The organism is Mucilaginibacter sp. HD30, assembly GCF_054061755.1.
In genome coordinates this window covers 2,144,572-2,163,976 of sequence record NZ_JBSSEO010000001.1, presented here as the reverse complement: position 1 = coordinate 2,163,976, position 19,405 = coordinate 2,144,572, and the positions used below count along the sequence as shown (strand labels likewise).

The 19,405-nt window shown below is 43.5% G+C and carries 18 protein-coding genes; 9 read left to right on the top strand and 9 right to left on the bottom strand.

Features of this window, described 5'->3' with window-relative positions:
• Window positions 1-10: 10 nt before the first annotated feature.
• Window positions 11-514 (top strand): hypothetical protein, encoded by a 504-nt coding sequence (locus ACVW2L_RS10450; RefSeq protein WP_457127907.1) that lies wholly within the window; start codon window positions 11-13, stop codon window positions 512-514.
• A 47-nt stretch (window positions 515-561) separates the two neighbouring features.
• Here the strand turns inward: ACVW2L_RS10450 and ACVW2L_RS10445 are convergent, their stop codons facing one another.
• The 7 genes from ACVW2L_RS10445 to ACVW2L_RS10415 form a co-directional block, all read right to left on the bottom strand.
• Complete coding sequence (locus ACVW2L_RS10445; protein ID WP_457127906.1) at window positions 562-1,002, bottom strand: SRPBCC family protein; 441 nt, start codon at window positions 1,000-1,002, stop codon at window positions 562-564.
• Between the two features lie 102 nt (window positions 1,003-1,104).
• Window positions 1,105-4,338, bottom strand: a complete 3,234-nt coding sequence (locus tag ACVW2L_RS10440; protein WP_457127905.1) for an error-prone DNA polymerase — start codon at window positions 4,336-4,338, stop codon at window positions 1,105-1,107.
• A 187-nt stretch (window positions 4,339-4,525) separates the two neighbouring features.
• Window positions 4,526-6,025: a Y-family DNA polymerase gene (locus ACVW2L_RS10435; RefSeq protein ID WP_457127904.1), complete on the bottom strand. Its 1,500-nt coding sequence runs from the start codon at window positions 6,023-6,025 to the stop codon at window positions 4,526-4,528.
• Window positions 6,026-6,028: 3 nt separating this feature from the next.
• Entirely contained in the window at window positions 6,029-6,766 is a 738-nt protein-coding gene (locus ACVW2L_RS10430; protein WP_457127903.1) for an ImuA family protein, read from the bottom strand.
• A gap of 93 nt (window positions 6,767-6,859) precedes the next feature.
• Window positions 6,860-7,468 carry a hypothetical protein gene (locus ACVW2L_RS10425; protein WP_457127902.1) on the bottom strand — a complete coding sequence of 203 codons (609 nt, stop codon included), beginning with the start codon at window positions 7,466-7,468 and terminating at the stop codon, window positions 6,860-6,862.
• Between the two features lie 23 nt (window positions 7,469-7,491).
• Window positions 7,492-7,968: a hypothetical protein gene (locus tag ACVW2L_RS10420; RefSeq protein ID WP_457127901.1), complete on the bottom strand. Its 477-nt coding sequence runs from the start codon at window positions 7,966-7,968 to the stop codon at window positions 7,492-7,494.
• On the bottom strand, window positions 7,969-8,133 hold the full coding sequence (locus tag ACVW2L_RS10415) for a hypothetical protein (RefSeq protein ID WP_457127900.1): 165 nt from the start codon (window positions 8,131-8,133) through the stop codon (window positions 7,969-7,971). It abuts the gene before it with no gap.
• A 95-nt stretch (window positions 8,134-8,228) separates the two neighbouring features.
• On the opposite strand from ACVW2L_RS10415, the gene ACVW2L_RS10410 reads away from it, so the two are divergent.
• From ACVW2L_RS10410 to ACVW2L_RS10380, 7 genes are all read left to right on the top strand, one after another.
• On the top strand, window positions 8,229-8,987 hold the full coding sequence (locus ACVW2L_RS10410; protein WP_457127899.1) for an MBL fold metallo-hydrolase: 759 nt from the start codon (window positions 8,229-8,231) through the stop codon (window positions 8,985-8,987).
• Window positions 8,987-9,769, top strand: a complete 783-nt coding sequence (locus tag ACVW2L_RS10405; protein ID WP_457127898.1) for a Rossmann-like and DUF2520 domain-containing protein — start codon at window positions 8,987-8,989, stop codon at window positions 9,767-9,769. Before ACVW2L_RS10410 ends, ACVW2L_RS10405 begins: the two co-directional genes overlap by 1 nt.
• Window positions 9,770-9,788: 19 nt before the next feature.
• On the top strand, window positions 9,789-10,121 hold the full coding sequence (locus ACVW2L_RS10400; RefSeq protein ID WP_457127897.1) for a 2Fe-2S iron-sulfur cluster-binding protein: 333 nt from the start codon (window positions 9,789-9,791) through the stop codon (window positions 10,119-10,121).
• Window positions 10,122-10,142: 21 nt separating this feature from the next.
• Window positions 10,143-10,385: a Fe-S cluster assembly protein IscX gene (iscX, locus tag ACVW2L_RS10395; protein WP_457127896.1), complete on the top strand. Its 243-nt coding sequence runs from the start codon at window positions 10,143-10,145 to the stop codon at window positions 10,383-10,385.
• A 93-nt stretch (window positions 10,386-10,478) separates the two neighbouring features.
• On the top strand, window positions 10,479-11,000 hold the full coding sequence (locus ACVW2L_RS10390; protein ID WP_457127895.1) for a KdsC family phosphatase: 522 nt from the start codon (window positions 10,479-10,481) through the stop codon (window positions 10,998-11,000).
• A gap of 78 nt (window positions 11,001-11,078) precedes the next feature.
• Window positions 11,079-11,639, top strand: coding sequence for a Maf family nucleotide pyrophosphatase (locus ACVW2L_RS10385; RefSeq protein ID WP_457127894.1), 561 nt, complete (start codon window positions 11,079-11,081; stop codon window positions 11,637-11,639).
• A gap of 163 nt (window positions 11,640-11,802) precedes the next feature.
• A complete protein-coding gene (locus tag ACVW2L_RS10380; RefSeq protein ID WP_457127893.1) occupies window positions 11,803-14,553 on the top strand; it encodes a hypothetical protein in 2,751 nt (916 codons plus the stop codon).
• Between the two features lie 6 nt (window positions 14,554-14,559).
• On the opposite strand, the gene ACVW2L_RS10375 is transcribed toward ACVW2L_RS10380, so the two are convergent.
• Window positions 14,560-15,090, bottom strand: a complete 531-nt coding sequence (locus ACVW2L_RS10375) for a hypothetical protein (protein WP_457127892.1) — start codon at window positions 15,088-15,090, stop codon at window positions 14,560-14,562.
• Between the two features lie 122 nt (window positions 15,091-15,212).
• On the bottom strand, window positions 15,213-16,469 hold the full coding sequence (locus ACVW2L_RS10370; protein WP_457127891.1) for a sensor histidine kinase: 1,257 nt from the start codon (window positions 16,467-16,469) through the stop codon (window positions 15,213-15,215).
• A gap of 317 nt (window positions 16,470-16,786) precedes the next feature.
• Between ACVW2L_RS10370 and clpB the strand changes: the two genes are divergently transcribed.
• Window positions 16,787-19,387: an ATP-dependent chaperone ClpB gene (clpB, locus tag ACVW2L_RS10365; RefSeq protein ID WP_457127890.1), complete on the top strand. Its 2,601-nt coding sequence runs from the start codon at window positions 16,787-16,789 to the stop codon at window positions 19,385-19,387.
• Window positions 19,388-19,405: the final 18 nt, after the last annotated feature.

Genomic DNA, 19,405 nt, shown 5'->3' with positions numbered 1-19,405 from the left:
AGAAAAACATATGCAATATAAAGACGACGAGTTTTTGAATGATTTTGAGGATCAGCAAGAACAAAACGAACCTGCCGCTAATCCTATTGATGAGCCGCAAAACAATGATGCAGCCAATGCCTACGTAGTTAAAGATGAGGATGGGGTAGAAGAAAAGGACCTTAAACGTAGTTATTTATTTGGCGATGCCGAAACCAAGCCGGTGCGCGAAGGGCAACCTATGGGCGGCGAAAGCTTTGGAGAAAATAATGTAACCCCATCCGGTGATGATGAGAATAACCCTTCACGCAATGCAGGATACTCTAACGCCTACTTCGGCCGGACAGAACCAGCCGAGGAGCATCCTGAAAATAGCAACTTTACGCCGGATGGTGAAAATAACTACCAGGAAGGTACGGCAGATAACGACGGGCAATACCAGAATGCAGAACCAGGCCCTGTTGAAATAACAGATAAAGAGCGGTTAGGCCTGGATGATGAATTTGAGAACAGGCGCGATATTGAGCCTAAATAATTGGATAGCCCCGTCTGCAAAAGGCGGGGCTATTAGGTTAGGTATTATTATCTTTCAGCTATTTCTTTGACCTTGTTAAGTGCCTTTGGCCATATTTCCTTAAACATATCTACGTAGTCATTGGCCATATCACAATCTATAAGTAGCTCAGTTTGGCCACTTATTTCTTTGAGGGTATAATTTTCGTGTGCGCCGGCCCATTGCTGTACCTTTTCGCTTGTGGTATCTTCCACACCATCTTTTAGTTCGCCTAAATGTTCAATAGATAAAAATTCGTTGGGGATGTTCTCTTCAATCCGCGATACCATACCCCCCATGCCACTTTCGTCGGTGAATATAGCTTTACTGCCTTTTTTCCAGTCGGTTATAGCGCGTGAACCTTCCATAAAAACCGATGTCCACTCGCGGTAAGTAGCGTCATCCAGCAATACGCTCCACACTTTTTCGCGTGGCGCGTTAATTAATGTTTTAAAATGCAGCTTTTCCATAATGCAGTTTTTTAATTAATGCAAGTTACAAGGAAGCCTTTACAATAGAGTTGGGTAAAACGGACAATGTAGCGGGTGGAACAAGACAAGGAATGTTTCAAATCAATGAAAATTCCTCCCTTTATGAAACGCATCCTTCGGTATTGTTTCCGGTGGTATTTGCCGGGCATCATAAGGGAAAGGCTTCGAAACTTCATCACCGCGTGATGGGATGAACGGAAAATCTTCATCAGTAACCGCTGTAAGATTGTTCAGCATTTTGTTAAGGTTAAAGCAGCGTGTGGCTACCACGTGTATTACATCGCCTTCTATCTGTAGTTTACCTTCAACCATAAATAGTTTGGCCTGTAATATTTCTTTACGATATTTTTCAAAGATCTTTTCCCAAACTACCAGGTTAGAAAAGCCGGTCTCGTCTTTAATGGTAATAAATACAATACCCTTTGCCGTGCCGGGTCGTTGGCGTATGGTAATAAGGCCGGCCACTTTTACCCTGTCGCCATTCTTCATTTCTTTAAGCTTTCCGGTGGGCGTTATATGAAGCAGATCCAATTCGCGGCGGATAAAACTAACGGGATGAGCTTTGAGCGAGAGACCCGTAAAAGCAAAATCATGCACCACATGTTCGGCTGCTTTCATGGCGGGGAGTTCCATTTGCAACTGGTCAGTATTGTTGTCTTTTTTTCCTGCGAATAAACCAACCGGCTTGGTGTTAATGGCAGGTACTTCCCATAAAGCCTGCCGGCGATCTAAACCTATAGAACGGAATGCATCGGCATCTGTAAGGCGTTCAATAGCGGCTTTTGGTACGCCAGCATCGCTTATCTGTATCAGGTTGGTATAGCCGCTGCCGCGATTATCAACCAACAGCTTCATGTCTTTTTCCTTCAGGCCTTTTACTTGCCGGAAGCCGAGACGCACAACGCAATAATCGCCCTGCTTTTCTTCCATGATATTATCCCAATAAGAGTGGTTAATATCAACCGGACGAACAGTTACGCCATGCTGCCGGGCATCATCAACAATTTCGGCAGGCTGGTAAAAACCCATCGGCTGGCTGTTCAATAAAGAAGTACAAAAAACATCGGGGTAATAATACTTCAACCAGCAGGATATATAAACCAAATGCGCGAATGCCGCCGCATGGCTCTCGGGGAAACCGTAGCTGCCAAAACCTTCTAACTGTTTAAAAATGCGGGCTGCAAAATCAGGCTCATAACCTTTTTTTACCATGCCTGCCACTAACTTATCGCGGAAAGCACTAACCAGGCCCTTGGCTTTAAAAGTAGCCATGCTGCGGCGAAGTTGATCGGCCTCGGCGGGTGTAAAGTCGGCAGCTACCATGGCAATTTCCATGGCCTGCTCCTGAAAAAGTGGAACACCCAATGTTCGCCCCAATACTTCTTCCAATTCTTTTGACGGAAATTCTACCGGGTCAATACCATCCCTCCGGCGTAAATAAGGATGCACCATATCCCCCTGTATAGGGCCGGGGCGAACGATGGCTACTTCTATCACCAGATCATAAAATACACGCGGCTTCAATCGTGGCAGCATTGACATTTGGGCCCGGCTTTCTATCTGGAAAACGCCCAGTGTATCGGCCTTACATATCATATCATAAACCCTCGGGTCATCCTGGGGGACGTTTTCCAACGTAAGGCTGTGCCCGTAATGCAGTTTAACCAGATCAAACGCTTTGCGGATGCAGGTAAGCATACCCAGGGCCAATACATCCACTTTGAGTATGCCCAAAGCCTCCAAATCGTCTTTGTTCCATTCCAGTTGGGTGCGGTCTTCCATGCGGGCGTTCATTACCGGGCAAAGGTCTGACAGTTTGCAGCGCATAATAACAAAGCCACCGGTATGCTGCCCTAATTGCCGCGGAAAACCTCGCATTTGCATGGTCAAATCGAGCGCTTTTTTTAACAGCGGATCATCAGGATTGAGTCCCTGCCCGATGATGCGTTCCCGATCGAAAGCCTCTTCCGAAAAATCCCATATCGCCCCGCCCAAACGTTTAATGGTATCTTCTGATAGACCCATGGCCTTCCCCACATCGCGCAATGCGCCTTTATGCCTTTGCTGGGTTACGGTAGCTACAATGCCGGCATGTTCGCGCCCGTAAGTTTGGTAGATCCATTGGATGATCTCTTCACGGCGCTCGTGCTCAAAATCGCAATCTACATCGGGCCATTCCTCGCGCGAATCAGACATAAAACGAGAAAATAATAAACGAGATTTGGTTGGATTAACAGGCGTTATCCCCAAACAGAAACACACCGTACAGTTAGCTGCCGAGCCGCGCCCCTGATGCAAAATGCCCAATTCTTCTGCTTTTTGCGTGTACTCATAGATCCGCAGAAAATAAGGGGCCAAGGCTCTTTTCTTAAAAAAATCGAGCTCAAAATGGATCTGTTCAATAATTTCGGGAGTAATACTATCGCCCAACATTTTTTTGGCACCCGTCCAGGTATACTCTGCTAAATGCTCATCCGCCGTGCGCCCATCGGGGCTTATCCATTCTGGTTCCAGGTATTTCAGTTCATCTAAAGAGAAATTGCAGGCATTGGCAATTTCCATGGTGCGGGCCAGCGCATCAGGATATTGCCGAAACAGGCGCTCCAGTTCATCCAGCGGCTTTAAGTAGCGCTCGGCATTGGCGTGTAATTTAAACCCGGCGTTGTAAATAGTGCATTTTTCGCGTACGCAGGTCTCAATATCCTGCAACTCGCGCCGATAAGGAGCATGATAATGTACATTGCCCGTAGCTACCATAGGCACCCTGGTTTGCGCCAAACGATGAAAGCGCTTGGCATCATCGCCACTGTATGATCGGCTTGCCGCTATATATAATTGCGGCCCTAAAGCGGCTTTATATTGAGTTAAATGCGCTTTAAAATCATCATCAAAATCAAAATAAGCGTTTAAGGTATCCGGTGGGATCACCATAAATTTTATCCCTTCTGAATGATCAAAAACATCCTGCTTATACAGTTCGCATTTACCTTTTTCGGTACGCAGATTACCCAGGGTAAGCAGGCCACATAAACGGCTCCAGGCTTTAATATCAGTAGGGTAGGCCAGCAAACTGGGGCCGTCCAGCAGGTCTAAACGGCAGGCGGGAATAAGATTGATGCTATTTTTTTCAGGATTGCTATTGTTTGCCTTTATGGCGATGTGTGCACGCACCACACCAGCCATACTGTTATGATCGGTTATGGCAATGTGGTTATACCCTAATTGAGCGGCATATTCCGCCAACTCTTCGGGATGCGAACCGCCCCGCATAAAAGAGAAGTTGCTGGTTGTTTGTAGTTCGGCGTAATTTATCATGGGTGTGTGGGTGTTTGATAAATGCCAGCAGAACTCCTCTCTTGAGAGGGCGCGCGTCGGAATGTGCGGCTGCGGCGGGGATGTGTTAAGCTGCTCACATAACACACCCCTACACCCCTCTCAAGAGGGGAATCGCACAGGCCACCGCTCTGGCTTTCAATATTTGAAGTAATTGTCCTCATTGCCCCTAAGCAAAAAATCCATGAATAAACCATCTCGTATCCTCACTATCGTAATGCCCTGATCTGAATAGCCAGTACCGCCGCCCCTCAGTGTCTTCTACCGCGTAATAATCCCGGTGTTGCCCTTCATCGCGCCACCATTCGCGTTCTATACGTTCAGGGCCATCGGCTTTATCAATAAAATGCTTTTTGCCTTTATAGGTAAATTGTTTGGGGGGATAATCAGGTTCCAGCGACATTACTATTAGTTCCTCTGGTTTTCGCAATAAACGCAGCGGACGCGGCCTGTCGGCGCGCCATAAGGTAGTGGGCGCTTCCTGTAAAGATGTGGCCTCTTTTACAGATCTTTCGGGCCAATAATTTTCTGTAGGTAGGTACCTATGGATGCGCTCCGCGCCAATTTTACCACCCAACTTATCTAATAGCTCAGCTAAAGCGGCATCTTTCAGGTCGGGTTGGCTTACCCATACTTTTTCCTGCTTTACCTGCATATCTTCCACCCTTGGCAGCTCCATTACAAAAAGTTCAATACCTAAGGCGGGTTCAATTTTATCTATCTGCAAGCCAAAAAGCTTTTGCAGGTGCGATACACTGTGCGAACCCCGATTGGTGCTGATGCTTACCTGCACCTTTTTACCATCTATGCGGTAACATTTCAATATGGCTTTCCGCACTCCCTTACCTTCTGATTGCAAGCGGATGCATAAAGCTTCTAATAATTGCTGTATAGCTATTTCAATTCCGGGAACTGTTTTTATCGGTTCCATACTGGGTAGCCGTTCAACATACGCGACGGGTGGTATCAGTGGTACAAGCGGCTCATCTGTTAAACCCAAAGCTTGTGTTAAGCGTGTTATCAATTCATCACCAAAACGTTTGCGTAATTCACGGCCGGGCAAATTCATAAAGCTGCCAATTGTACGGAAACCCAGCTTTTGCAATCGCTCTAAAACCTCTTCCTCCAACCGCAGCGCGGCAGGGGGGAGTTTTGCTAATGCTTCGGCTTGTTTTTGCTGCGCGATGATGGGTGTAACCCTGCCAAAGCGTGCCACTGCCCAGGCTGCGCCCGGCGTATCGGCTATGGCGGCCCGTGCATCATAACCGTTGCCGCGCAGTTTTAAAACTATCTCTTTTAAATACCCACGTTCATCATCCCAAAGGTGGGTACAGCCAGATATATCCAACATAAGCCCCTCAGGTGCATCAGTTGCTACAACAGGCGTATAGCGTATGCACCAAAGGCCCAGTTTACGCAGCAGTTTTTCCTGTCTGCCTATTGGGTTATCAATTACTTTTAAGCCGGGTGCAATGGCCTTAGCATCGGCGGCGGCCATGCCTGCATAAACCCCTTCAGCCTCGGCTAAATTATTGGCGGCAGTTACAATAATGCGGTTACGAAGCGGGGCGGCAAAAACAAATGGCACATCCTTTAGCTCAGGCTGGCGGAGCGCCTGCCAGTCGGTCAATAAATGCCTGAACCATATGGACATATACCGTTTTTGCATGCCTCACGCCTGTAATTTATCAAATTGTGTAATTTGCTGTTCAGCAAGCATTTTTTCAACAACCACAAACTTCCCATTGGCCCATTCCACTTCCCAACTGCCCCCTCGCCCATTACGTACCCGCAGGAGGTCAACCCGCCAACGCGGAAAACCCAATCCCGGCAGATCATTAATAATTTGGCTGGGCAGGGGTGTTACCTGCCAGCGCGCGGCGCAGGCTGTAGCGCTTAATTTTTTTGATTGATTACGAAGAATAAAGCCCGTTACCCGGCTTTGCTCAACCGCTAACTGCAAACGCCGCGATTGCTTAAAATTGAGTTCGCGTACTTCGGCAACGGCCATTACCAGTCCCGGGCATTTAAGGGCTTCTTCCATGGCCCATAATACATCGCGGTCGTTCAGCAGATTTACAAAAATCACCCGTTCCGGACTAACCCCGAAAGTTTTTAAAGCCGATGGATAGAGGTTACCGGATAAGCCTATCCAAAGGCAAACGCCGCCCTGCTGCATTAAATTAGTTAGTAAGCCGCTTATTAACGCGCCCCCGGCAGTAGCCTGCTCGGTATTAGCGCAAACCATCTCGTGCACCGCACCAACCGGAAAAACCCCGTTAGGGAAAGCTGCTTCAATGGGGCCAAGGCCTATAGCTTTATGCTTACCCGCTTCGGGCGGCCTGTAGCCTTCCCATTGCAAAATATCTTTTTGCAGCCTGTTGATGAGGGCTTTGTTGGGGAAGGGCATAAACACTAATAATTTTAACGATGTAAAATTGCTAAAAATATTAGTATTTTTTGTATAAAAGTTAGAAAAAATGAATACCTGTAGGCTTAAGTGTTAAGCCACTTGAACTATACGAGCGTTTTCACATTCAGGATCAGAATTTACAAATTCGGTTATGGAATTATTCATATCTGTAAATGATTCGCCATAAAAATATAAGCCAGTTTCAGTATTACCCTGCCAATATCTTATAACATCAGTTTGTATGCCGGTTAAATTTTTGATCTTTTTATCAATTGCCTCTGTGTCTGAATTTTTATAAACTTCATCAGAAAGATTTACACCATCGAGATAAATCGCAAGGCCTTCTAATTTGCCGAATGGGATTTTTTCACCACTGTTTTCAATAATCAGTTTTGACCCCTTTGGCGCACCTAACGATTCTAATTTTGATATGATTTCATTAATCATTTCTGTAGACGGATTTATGTTCAAACGAATTTCAACATCACAATAGGATACTTCATTATTTGACTCTAATTGCGTACCTCCGCCGCTTACCTCTCCATAAAATTTTTGTTTTAAAAGCCCGTCTAAAGGGTCTTCATAAACTTCGCCCCGGTCAATAGGCATTATTTTATCGTTTAGCTGGGCAACAATATAGTTGTCTTTTGATTCCTGACTGCCTTTTGAAAATAGCTTATTCCAAATTTTTTTTATCATTGTAATTTATTAATTACCTCAGTTTATTTATCTTCTCTTAACTTCTTTATCTTTTCCAGTTCCAGCACGTCTATTTGGTCTTTTGGCCTGTTCACGGCTTTTTTATTGGAGATGAGCTGATTTATATGTAAAAAAGGGACAACGATACCATCCAGATCGGCTGTAGATGCCATTGCCAAACTTTCATTGAATGAATAGTCTATGCCTTTCATGCTGGTCATTATATCAATGTCAATGGAATTGCCTAAATAAAAACTTGTCCAGCCGGGAATAAATTCCATAGTTTCAAGTGATGGAAAATCACCATAACCCAAATCAATAAAACTGTGTCTTAAATTTTTACGGTTTTGTAGTGTGTCTTGCAACCAAAGGTCCAAATCTTCGGTATTACGATTAAAGCCATGAAAGCGGGTAGCAAAACCGCCAACCATAATATAGTTTACTTTATGATGGTTAAGGTTGCGCCAAAAGCGCAACAGTTCATCGTCTAAGATATCCATTTATTTATGACGTATTACAGCCTTCTTTAAAGCAGCATTCCTACGAAGCATCTGTGTAAAAAGTCTGAATTTCTCCATATCCGGCCTGTAAATATCCCTTTTTAACCGTTCAATTTCGGCTTCGGTCATTTCTGGTTCAATATGTTCTTTCTCCTGTTTTTGCATTGATATGCTAATATACAAACAAATTACATTAAAATTTGTCCGGGTAGTAGCATAATAGCCGTAATTTTATCCTGTTAAAATTTAAAACATACACCATGAAAATAAAATTTACGCTTACTCTATTATTAGCCGCAGGCTTATTAACAGCAAAGGCCCAAAAAACCACTGCCGACCATGAAAAGGTTAAAGGCGGCGAATTGACCATCCAGCCCATAACCCATGCCACTTTAGTATTGAGCTATCAGGGTAAAAATATTTATGTTGACCCAACAGGCGGTGCCACTGCTTTTACAGGGTTGGGCACGGCTGATATAATATTGCTGACCGATATTCATGGTGACCACTTTGATACCAAAACAATTGAAGCTATCAACACTGCAAAAACAACACTGGTAGTGCCCCAGGCGGTTGCAGAAAAGTTACCTGTTACTATTGACAAGGCAAAAGTGGTTGTCCTGAATAACGACCAAAAAACCACCCAAGGCGATATTGTTATTACTGCTGTGCCTATGTACAATCTGCCTGGAGCAAGTAACGCTAATATGCATACTAAAGGCCGTGGCAACGGGTATGTAATAACCATAGGCGGTAAAAATGTTTATATCTCAGGCGATACAGCGGGTACTCCTGAAATGAAGTCGCTAAAAAATATTGACATCGCTTTTGTTTGTATGAACCTGCCTTATACCATGGATGTGAACGAAGCAGCACAAGCCGTACTGGCTTTTAAACCAAAAGCTGTTTACCCGTACCACTACCGCGGACAAGATGTTAATACTTTTAAAAACCTGGTAAATACCGGCGATAAGAGTATTGATGTAAGACTGAGGGATTGGTATCCGGCGGCTAAATAATGCGCATAACTATCATCGGTTCCGGCAATGTTGCCACACACATGGCGGCCGCGTTAAAAAACGCGGGGCATAACATTGTGCAGGTGTACAGTCGTGATATACATCACGCCGCATTGCTGGCTTACCATGTAAAAGCCGAGCCTGTTGATGATCTGCAACACATCAGTAATGAAACTGATGTTTTTATTATTGCTGTTAAAGACGATGTAATAGGTTTGGTTGCCGAACAATTGGCAAAGTATGATAAACTGATACTACATACATCAGGCGCTACTGATATGTATTCTTTATTGGCTTTTACTGATAAGGCAGGCGTACTATATCCATTGCAAACCTTTAGTAAGGTCAAAGAAGTAAACTTTAGGCAGGTGCCTTTGTGTATTGAAGGGGCTCATGAAGGGATAATCAAACAAATAGAGGACCTTGCGCAAAGCATCAGTAATAATATTTACCGTGTTGATAGCGGGCAGCGTAAAACACTACACCTGGCAGCGGTTTTTGCCTGCAATTTCCCTAATTATTTGTACGAGGTAGCAAGACAACTGCTGGATGCCAAGGGACTTGATTTTGAATTATTGCGCCCGCTTATATCAGAGACCGCCCAAAAGGTGCAGGAACGCTTGCCTGCACAGGTGCAAACCGGGCCGGCGGTGCGTAATGATGCCGGTACTATGGATAGCCACTTAAAACTACTTGCTGAAACACCTCATTTACAGCAGATATACACAATGTTAAGTCAGGGTATTATCAAAATGGATTTTACACGACACGGCGATAAGTAATTTTGTTACTTTTGCCCAAATGAATGTTTTTAAATTAAAGATAAACTTTGAGGAAGCTGGTCACGAATCAGTTGAGTTACCTATAGCCGAAGGCGAGTCGGTACTTGATGTTTGCCTGGACAATGATATTGAGCTGCAGCATAACTGTGGCGGCGTATGCGGGTGCAGTACCTGCCATGTTTATATTAATAAGGGGATGGATAACATCCAGGAAATATCTGACAAGGAAGAGGATTTTATTGACAGGGCCGTTAATCCGCGAATTAACTCGCGTTTAGGTTGCCAAAGCGTGGTTATTGATGGCGATATTGAAGTTACGCTGCCCAATCAATCGCAGTTTTTAGGGCATTAATAAGTTTGTATACAGCATAACATGAAAGACGATAAATTTTCTTTACCTATACACTGGAACGATCACGAAGATATTGCCATGAGCCTTTACGAAAAGTTTGGCGATGATTTTAACGAATCAAAAATATACCGCATCCGGTTTACAGAATTGTTAGAGTGGGTGCTTTCACTCCCTAATTTTGCCGGTACCCGCGAGCAATCAACAGAGGGGCATCTTGAGCAGATCCAATCGGCTTGGGTGTACGAGTGGCGCGATAACCAATAATTTCAGTTGGCAGTTTTCAATTGGCAGTGCCTGCCCGTCTTAAAATAATCAAATTTAACTGCCCACTGCAAACTCAAAACTGCAAACTCAAAAATGGAATCATTTCTATCCAAGCTTAAAGATATTACCACATTTGTTTTTGATGTGGATGGCGTATTAACTGATGGTTCTGTTTTGATAACTGATACCGGCGAGCAGGCCCGTGCCTTTAACATTAAAGATGGATATGCATTGCAACTGGCCGTTAAATGCGGTTATAATGTTTGCGCCATATCCGGCAGCAGGTCTAAAATAGCTATTATCCGCTTAAATAGCTTGGGTATAAAGGATGTGTATGTAGGCGCAAACCGGAAAGTTGATAAGATGAAACTATATATGGAGGAAAAGCATGTTATCGGCTCCAATGTGTTATATATGGGTGATGACATCCCTGATCTGGGCGCCATGATGCTGGTGGGCCTGCCCACTTGCCCGGCCGATGCTGCCGAAGAAATTAAAGAGGTAAGCTTGTACGTATCGCCGCAACCCGGTGGCCGGGGCTGTGTACGCGATGTGATTGAAAAAGTGCTTAAGGTACAGGGCAAGTGGATGACCGAAGAATCATATAGCTGGTAGCCTTTGGTTCATAGTTGATGGTTCATAGCCATTACCTTCCATGAACTATGAACCATGAACTATGAACCAATTACAACTATGAACAAAAAGATCATCCTCGCATCCAAATCTCCGCGCAGGCAGGAGCTGTTAACATTAATGGATCTTGATTTCCGCATTGTGCTTAAAGATGTGGATGAGTCTTATCCCGACGGCCTGTCGCCTGAAGAAATCGCTGTTTATATAGCCAAAAAGAAAGCCGAGGCCTTTGATGAAATGGTCACTGACGAAGTAGTGCTTACTGCCGATACCATAGTAAGCATAGGCGATAAGATATTGGGCAAGCCAGATAATGAAGAACATGCTGTTGAAATGCTCAACCTACTATCCGGCAATACACACCAGGTAATTACCGGTGTTTGTTTGTTTTACAAACAGGAATACCACAGTTTTTTTGATGTATCTGATGTTACTTTTCGCCATATGAGCGATGAGGAGATACGGCATTATGTAAATAAATACAAGCCCATGGACAAAGCCGGCTCATACGGCATACAGGAGTGGGTAGGGGTTACGGGTATTGTAAAAATCAATGGCTCGTACACCAATGTGGTAGGGCTGCCTACCGAGAAGCTTTACCAGGCTTTGATAAAGTTGTAAGACATTCCCTTTTCTTAAAAAACACGGTGTTGCAAGAATATATACAACATTTGCAACAAACTTACACAACAAAAAGCCTGATGCGGAAGCACTAAAACTTTAACTATTGCATTAGTTATATAATGTGTTTATATTTAAACAACCTTTATAACCTATTGTAACAATGCCTGTCCGTAATTTTTCTTTTTTGGTGATGCTGCTGATGTTGTGTCTAGCAGCACAAAGCCAGTCTATACGCTCCGTGCAACAGGAAATAAATGCTATCTCGGCATACAACACCGCTCATACACCAGATAAGATCTTTATCCAAACCGATAAACAGAACTACAATAAAGAAGATACCATTTGGTTCAAAGCCTATGTATTTGACGCGGCAAGCCTTGGCGCATCAAATAATAGCGGGTTGATGTATATAGAAATTGAGGACGCCAATAATAGGGTAGTTAACCGCAATACTGTACTACTTACCGTAGGGGTAGGTTGGGGCAGTATTCCCCTTGTTGAAAATCGTTTTCCCGAAGGGACTTACACCTTACGGGCCTATACCAACTGGATGCGCAATTTTGATGAGCACTATATATTCAGCAGGCAGTTTACCATTGAAGCACCGCTGGATGAAGACTGGATGATCAACTCGCGCTTTGAGCTAAACGATAATGAAGGAATAAATAATGTAAAAACGGATCTGGCATTCACGACCAACGAGGGGCACAAAATGTTTGCCGAAGAATTAAAGGTGCGGATAACAGCCGGCCGGCGCACGTTGTACAGAACCGAGATGACAACCGGTGCTGATGGTACTTTGGCTTTTGATTTTAATTTACCTGATAAAGTAAATGCGAGGGACATTAATATCAGTCTTACAAAAAAGACAAAGAAAGAGAAGGAAGTGACGTTTAATGTGCCGGTAATAATAAACCGTGACGAGAAAACCGACCTGCAATTTATGCCCGAAGGCGGCAGCCTGATAACTGGAATGCTTAACAAGGTAGCTTTTAAGGCCATAAACGAAGACGGTAAAGGTGTTGATATAGAAGGAGGTGTTTACAATGACGCACATCAAAAAGTAGCTGATCTTAAGTCGATGCATCTGGGCATGGGCGTGTTTGAACTAAAGCCCGATGCCAGCCAAACTTATATTGCCAGGGTTAACTATAAACAAAAGCAACTCAGTTTTGCACTGCCCAAGGCAAAAGATACAGGCTTGGCACTGAGTGTCAGCAATAAAATAAATGGAGACTCGATAATCATTGTCGTTAACTTTACATCGGACATACAGCAAACAGATGGGATTTTTTACCTGATAGGGCAATCAAATAACAGGGTTCGTTATGGTGCCCTAATAAAAGCGGGCAAAGGCCAAAGGCTATTTAGCGTTCATCGTTCAGCCTTTCCTACAGGTGTGGCACGCTTTACGCTGCTTTCGCAGGCGCGTACACCTTTGGCAGAACGAATAATATTCATTGATCATCATGACGAGATCAAACTTGGCGTAGTCGCTTCAAAAACTGCTTACAACAATCGCGATAGTGTAAGCCTTGATATTATTGCAACAGATAAAGATGGTGCGCCTGTACAGGGGAGCTTCTCACTATTGGTTACAGATGATGCGCAGGTAAAGTTAGACTCGACAACTTTACCTAGCATGCCTGCCAAATTACTGCTGGCCGATGAACTGAAAGGTGAGATAGAAAATCCGGGCTGGTATTTTACAAAAGGAGATTCTACAGCCAAAGCCGCCGCGCTTGATGTTTTATTACTTACGCAGGGTTGGGTAAATTACAAGTGGGCCGACGTTTTTACACCTAAACAAAGGCCACCCGCCTATAAAGCCGAACCTGAATTTGCAGTAAGTGGAAGGGTGACTAACATTTTTAACACGCCAATTGAAAAAAGTAATATCATTCTGATCTCTTTAAAGCCTTTAATTGTGGCAGATACTATTACAAATGCCGCAGGAGAGTTTTCTTTTACCGGCCTTATTCCGTTTGATACGGTTGCTTATAACCTGCAAGCCAGAAATAAAAGAGGGAAGTCTTTTAATGTGGGTATAGAAGTAGACGATTTTGTTCCCCCTGTTTTTGCGGAAAATCAACAACGCCTTATTCCGTTGTATGTAAATATAGATACATCCAGGCTAAACGCTTTGCGGTTAAAACAATTGTATAGGGAAGAAGATGCAAAAATAACTGGCCGCCAGCTTCAGGAGGCTCACATAAAAGCAAAAAAAATAATTAAAGACTCAAAAAGCTTGGTTGACCCCGGCGAAGCGGATTTTGCGCTAAATACAGCTGATATAAAGGGGCAACCAAAGATGAGTTTGCTGGATCTTTTCAAAAAAAACATACCTGGCTTCAGGGTCAGGGAATATGGCACGGATGCTTTTTACAGCATTGATAACAAATCCGTTGTGTTGATAATTGACGGTATAGAGGGCAGTGCTTTCATGGGGCCAGGGTTTGGTTTAAGGCAGATATTAGAATATATGGACGCAGACGATGCAAAAGGTATAGAGGTAATGACATCTGGTAAAAATCAAATTCCTTACACCGAGCATTATCTGCCTTTTGGTTCACTTTTTTGGAAATATGCATTCATCGAACTCACCACATATTCCGGCACCGGTTTTACCAAAAAAGTGCCCGGCACTTATATTTTCCGTCCCCCTGTTTTTGCATCCAGAAAAGAGTTTTATTCACCGCGATACTCCATAAAGAAGAGCGACCCTGGCGTTGATACCCGCCAAACTCTATTTTGGGCTCCTAACGTAATTACAGGCGCTAACGGTAAAGCGTCAGTAAGTTTTTATACTGCCGATAAAACCGGAACTTATACCGTAAACGTGCAGGGCGCGGATATGGAAGGGCTGGTGGGGGCGGGCCAAAGTAAGTTAGCAATAAAAAGAAGTCAGTAAAGCTCCTTAAAAAGATACTCCTACCTGTATGGCTGCTCCTACAGAGGTAGGTAACCCATTACCAAAGCGTACCGGAAAAGGCACTGACATAAACAAACTGGCATCCTTGCCTTTTTTTATAATCTGGTTAACCACCGGTGTTACGCCAAAGCGTCCGCTACTTTCAAAGGCCAGGCGACCAATTAAATTAAAGCCGTGCTTAAACCTAAAGACCGCACCTGGATGAAATAGCACGGAATTTACCTTGGCTACATGGTTCTCGGTGCGTACGTAGGGCACAAACTCAAAGCTCACACCAAAGCTTTCACTTTTTAAAATATTGACACCAAATGGAAAACCAACGGTATACGCGCCAGAAAGGTTGCTATGGAAGCCACCATTCGAGAAAGAGCCTATAGGATTAACGATGGCGAAAAAACCGGTTACTTTTGGGTATGCCTGCGTTTGTTGAGCGGCCACTTTGGCGGGCGTAACTACCGCGGCAATAAAAAAGACGATAGGATAAATTAAAACTTTAGAGGTAATGTGTTTTAGCATATTATGGAAGATTTTAGTAAAGCTCCAAAGCTAAAAAAGCAGGTTTGGTAAAAATTGTAGGTTTTTAACTATTTGTATTGTTTTTACTTTTTAGATGTTTTTTATCCGGATAAATATTAACCTCAGCCTGCGGAAGGCAGTTCAATAACAAATGTTGTTCCTTTACCCTCCTCGCTTTCTACTCTAATAGTGCCTTTGTGGCTTTCTACTATCTGTTTTACAATACTGAGGCCCAGCCCGGTTGATTGTTCGCCTTTTAAACCTGTACGGCCTGCTTTTGAGAAACGTTCAAAAATATGGGGCAGCATATCCGCAGGAATACCCAGCCCGTGGTCTTTTATTTTAACAATAACTTTGTTGCCTTTTTGTTCCAAATGTAGTTCAATGTTATCTTTCTCTTTAGAGAATTTCATGGCATTGCTGATGAGGTTATCCAACACGCGTTGAAATTTCTCGTTATTAATATTGGTATGTACAGCGTTTGCCCCGCTTAAAAGCACTACGTTGTTTTTAAGATCCTTCTGTATCTTCCACATATTAATAATGCCCTTCAGCCATTGGTTCATCTCGGTTTTTTGCAGCTCAATATTGGTAAGGTTTTCGTTTTTTGCAGCCTCAAGCAGATCTGAGATAATACTACGAGCCTTTACACACGATGCCTTTATCATGCTAACGCTGTCCAGGGTATCTTCGCTCAGGTCATCATCTAACTCCATCATCATGGCTAATGATTCAACAGCTGCTATAGGGTTTCGCAGGTCATGCGCCACCATACCTAAAACCTGGTTTTTAAACACCGCAGCTTTCTCTATCTCCATGTTTTTGTTTCGTATCTCTATTATCTGTAAATAATAGCTGGCCTTGTACGAGTAAAAGTAACGGGAGATAAGGTAAAACCCCGACAGCAGTATGATAGAAATAAGCTGATCATACAACATGCTTGTGGTATCTGCACCAGTCATAAACAACAACCCCGTAAACACAGCCTCGCTGAGTATCATTATCACTATAACTTCATCATATTCAAGAACGCACATTACGCTTACCACACACAATGCTATCAGATAAATTGTCAGCGCATTTCGCGGTTCTGCAGTAACTATAAAAGCAGAGTACATGCCGGCAAGTATCAGGTAAAAAGAAAATATAAAAATAAAAAGGAGCATGCTTGTGCTTGCCTTTTTGGTTTTTCTTATCCGCCGTAACAGCAACTCGCTTATTAAACAAAAAACCGGCGTAACTATAATATAAAGCCAGTTGGTAAAGTTAAACTCGGGGAAATTCTGAGCTTTGGTAATATTTGCAGGCAAAACCGAAATAAGTATCCGTAGCGCAAAGTTTAACAGTAAAAAAACAATACTGCTATTGCGTATAGACATCAGATTTTGCAGCGTATAATAATTGCGGAACGCCGCCCGGTATCGCCCGGGTAAACTTCTAAAATAATGGGTATCCAATTATCAGGGGGTGCTTGGGTTTATCAAAAATAAAAAAATGAGCGACTTTTTAAAAATTGACAACTTGTTTTTAAATTGAAGGTTAATGTTTTTCCTTTTAGTTACATACTTATTTACTTTAAGGAATTGTATTTACTTGTGTTGTCAAAAAGGCGTAAGTTATTCAAATTGAATGACATTTTTTCAGACCCTTGCTAATGGCAAGCGTTTTGAGGTAGTGACACTGAAATTATTTAACCATGAATTTTAACAACTTCACCATAAAAGCGCAGGAAGCCGTGCAAAAGGCATCCGAAATTACTGTTGGCAACCAACAGCAGGCCATTGAAACAGCACATTTGTTAAAAGGCTTATTATTGGTTGATGAGAATGTAATATCGTACTTACTAAAAAAATTAAACGTAAACCTTAACCGGTTAAATACAATACTTGATAAGCAGATAGAATCGTTCGCTAAAGTGAGCGGAAGCGATGTTTACTTATCATCTGGCGCAAACTCTGCTTTGCAAAAGGCACAATCTTATCTTAAAGAGTTTAAAGATGAGTTTGTATCCGTTGAGCATATATTATTGGGTATTTTGTCTGTAAGCGATAAGGTAAGCACGGCTCTTAAAGACGCCGGCGTAAACGAAAAAGATCTGAAAAAAGCTATTGTAGGCCTACGTGGCGATAACAAGGTTACAGATCAAAACGCCGAGGCAACTTTTAATGCTTTGAATAAATATGCTCGAAATCTGAATGAATATGCCGAATCCGGCAAATTGGATCCCGTTATTGGTAGGGACGAGGAGATTCGTCGTACTATTCAAATTCTCTCCCGTCGTACAAAGAACAACCCTATTTTGGTTGGTGAGCCCGGCGTGGGTAAAACAGCAATTGCAGAGGGCATTGCGTTCCGTATTATTAAGGGCGATGTACCCGAGAGCTTGAAAAGCAAAACTGTATACTCGTTGGATATGGGGGCGCTTATAGCAGGCGCCAAATATAAAGGTGAGTTTGAAGAACGCTTAAAGGCAGTTATTAAAGAAGTTACCCAGGCCGATGGCGAGATAGTATTATTTATTGACGAAATACACACACTGGTAGGTGCAGGTGGGGGCGAGGGCGCTATGGACGCGGCCAATATTTTAAAGCCCGCCCTTGCACGCGGCGAATTAAGGGCCATTGGCGCTACAACGCTCAATGAGTATCAAAAATATGTTGAGAAGGATAAAGCCCTTGAACGCCGGTTCCAGATGGTGTTGGTAGATGAGCCGGATACGGCCGACGCCATTTCTATATTAAGAGGATTAAAGGAACGCTATGAGTCGCACCACAAGGTGCGGATTAAAGACGAGGCCATTATTGCCGCCGTTGAAATGTCGCAGCGATATATATCTGACAGGTTTTTACCGGATAAGGCTATTGACCTGATGGATGAAGCTGCATCAAAACTACGCATTGAGATGGACTCTGTACCCGAGGTGGTTGACGAGTTACAGCGCCGCATTATGCAATTGGAAATTGAACGCGAAGCTATTAAAAGAGAAAAAGACGATAAGAGAGTTGCCGAGCTAAGCGAGGAAATTGCAAATCTTTCTTCTGAGCGGGATTCTTTACGCGCCAAGTGGCAAGGTGAAAAAGATGCGGTTGATGGTATTAACTTAAAAGTTGAGCAGATTGAAAACTATAAACTGGAAGCAGAGCAGGCCGAACGCGCAGGCGATTACGGTAAAGTAGCCGAACTGCGTTATGGAAAGATCCGCGAAGCGCAGGAAGAGGTTGAGAAACTTAAGGAAGCTTTACAGGCAAACCAAAGCGAGAGCCGCATGCTGAAAGAAGAAGTTACTGCGGATGATATTGCAGGTGTGGTTTCCAGGTGGACGGGTATCCCTGTTTCTAAAATGATACAGAGCGAGCGTGAGAAATTGCTTAGCCTGGAAGATGAGTTGCACAAACGCGTAGCGGGGCAAGACGAAGCTATTGAGGCTATTAGCGATGCCATCCGTCGTAGCCGCGCGGGTTTGCAGGATAAGCGGAAACCAATAGGCTCCTTTATCTTCCTTGGAACAACCGGTGTTGGTAAAACAGAGTTAGCCAAAGCCTTGGCCGAGTATCTGTTTAACGATGAAGGCGCCATGGTGCGTATTGATATGAGCGAATACCAGGAACGCCATGCCGTATCAAGGCTGATAGGTGCGCCTCCGGGGTATGTGGGTTACGACGAAGGCGGACAGTTAACCGAAGCCGTGCGCAGAAAACCTTACAGCGTTATTTTGCTGGATGAGATAGAAAAAGCGCACCCCGATGTGTTTAACATATTGCTGCAGGTACTGGATGATGGCCGCTTAACGGATAACAAAGGCCGTTTAGTAAACTTTAAGAACACCATTATCATTATGACATCTAACATAGGCTCAAATATAATTCAGGAAAACTTCCAGTTTTTAGAGGAGGGCGACCGTGATGCCATCATCGCCAAAACAAAGAGTGACTTGTTTGAGCTGCTGCGTAAAACTATACGGCCCGAGTTTTTAAACCGTATTGACGAGATAATTATGTTTACGCCGCTTAACCGCGACGAGATAAGCGATATTGTTAAACTGCAATTTAAGCACGTACAGCAAACACTGGCCGAAATGGGCATCAGCATAGAAGCATCAGAAGAAGCTTTGGACTGGCTGGCACAGTTAGGTTACGATCCGCAATTTGGTGCAAGGCCACTAAAGCGTGTAATACAAAAACGTGTGTTGAACGAGTTATCTAAACAAATACTCGCAGGCAAAGTAGACAAAGACAGCAAAATAAAACTGGATATGTTTGATAATCAGTTTGTGTTTATGAATACGTCTGAAAATTAAATTGCACGTTTAGTTTTA

Excerpts from the sequence above, each read along its gene's own strand:
- ACVW2L_RS10450 (WP_457127907.1), top strand. The coding sequence starts at position 11 with ATGCAATATAAAGACGACGAGTTTTTGAATGATTTTGAGGATCAGCAA.
- ACVW2L_RS10445 (WP_457127906.1), bottom strand. The coding sequence starts at position 1,002 with ATGGAAAAGCTGCATTTTAAAACATTAATTAACGCGCCACGCGAAAAA.
- ACVW2L_RS10440 (WP_457127905.1), bottom strand. The coding sequence starts at position 4,338 with ATGATAAATTACGCCGAACTACAAACAACCAGCAACTTCTCTTTTATG.
- ACVW2L_RS10435 (WP_457127904.1), bottom strand. The coding sequence starts at position 6,025 with ATGCAAAAACGGTATATGTCCATATGGTTCAGGCATTTATTGACCGAC.
- ACVW2L_RS10430 (WP_457127903.1), bottom strand. The coding sequence starts at position 6,766 with ATGCCCTTCCCCAACAAAGCCCTCATCAACAGGCTGCAAAAAGATATT.
- ACVW2L_RS10425 (WP_457127902.1), bottom strand. The coding sequence starts at position 7,468 with ATGATAAAAAAAATTTGGAATAAGCTATTTTCAAAAGGCAGTCAGGAA.
- ACVW2L_RS10420 (WP_457127901.1), bottom strand. The coding sequence starts at position 7,968 with ATGGATATCTTAGACGATGAACTGTTGCGCTTTTGGCGCAACCTTAAC.
- ACVW2L_RS10415 (WP_457127900.1), bottom strand. The coding sequence starts at position 8,133 with ATGCAAAAACAGGAGAAAGAACATATTGAACCAGAAATGACCGAAGCC.
- ACVW2L_RS10410 (WP_457127899.1), top strand. The coding sequence starts at position 8,229 with ATGAAAATAAAATTTACGCTTACTCTATTATTAGCCGCAGGCTTATTA.
- ACVW2L_RS10405 (WP_457127898.1), top strand. The coding sequence starts at position 8,987 with ATGCGCATAACTATCATCGGTTCCGGCAATGTTGCCACACACATGGCG.
- ACVW2L_RS10400 (WP_457127897.1), top strand. The coding sequence starts at position 9,789 with ATGAATGTTTTTAAATTAAAGATAAACTTTGAGGAAGCTGGTCACGAA.
- iscX (WP_457127896.1), top strand. The coding sequence starts at position 10,143 with ATGAAAGACGATAAATTTTCTTTACCTATACACTGGAACGATCACGAA.
- ACVW2L_RS10390 (WP_457127895.1), top strand. The coding sequence starts at position 10,479 with ATGGAATCATTTCTATCCAAGCTTAAAGATATTACCACATTTGTTTTT.
- ACVW2L_RS10385 (WP_457127894.1), top strand. The coding sequence starts at position 11,079 with ATGAACAAAAAGATCATCCTCGCATCCAAATCTCCGCGCAGGCAGGAG.
- ACVW2L_RS10380 (WP_457127893.1), top strand. The coding sequence starts at position 11,803 with ATGCCTGTCCGTAATTTTTCTTTTTTGGTGATGCTGCTGATGTTGTGT.
- ACVW2L_RS10375 (WP_457127892.1), bottom strand. The coding sequence starts at position 15,090 with ATGCTAAAACACATTACCTCTAAAGTTTTAATTTATCCTATCGTCTTT.
- ACVW2L_RS10370 (WP_457127891.1), bottom strand. The coding sequence starts at position 16,469 with ATGTCTATACGCAATAGCAGTATTGTTTTTTTACTGTTAAACTTTGCG.
- clpB (WP_457127890.1), top strand. The coding sequence starts at position 16,787 with ATGAATTTTAACAACTTCACCATAAAAGCGCAGGAAGCCGTGCAAAAG.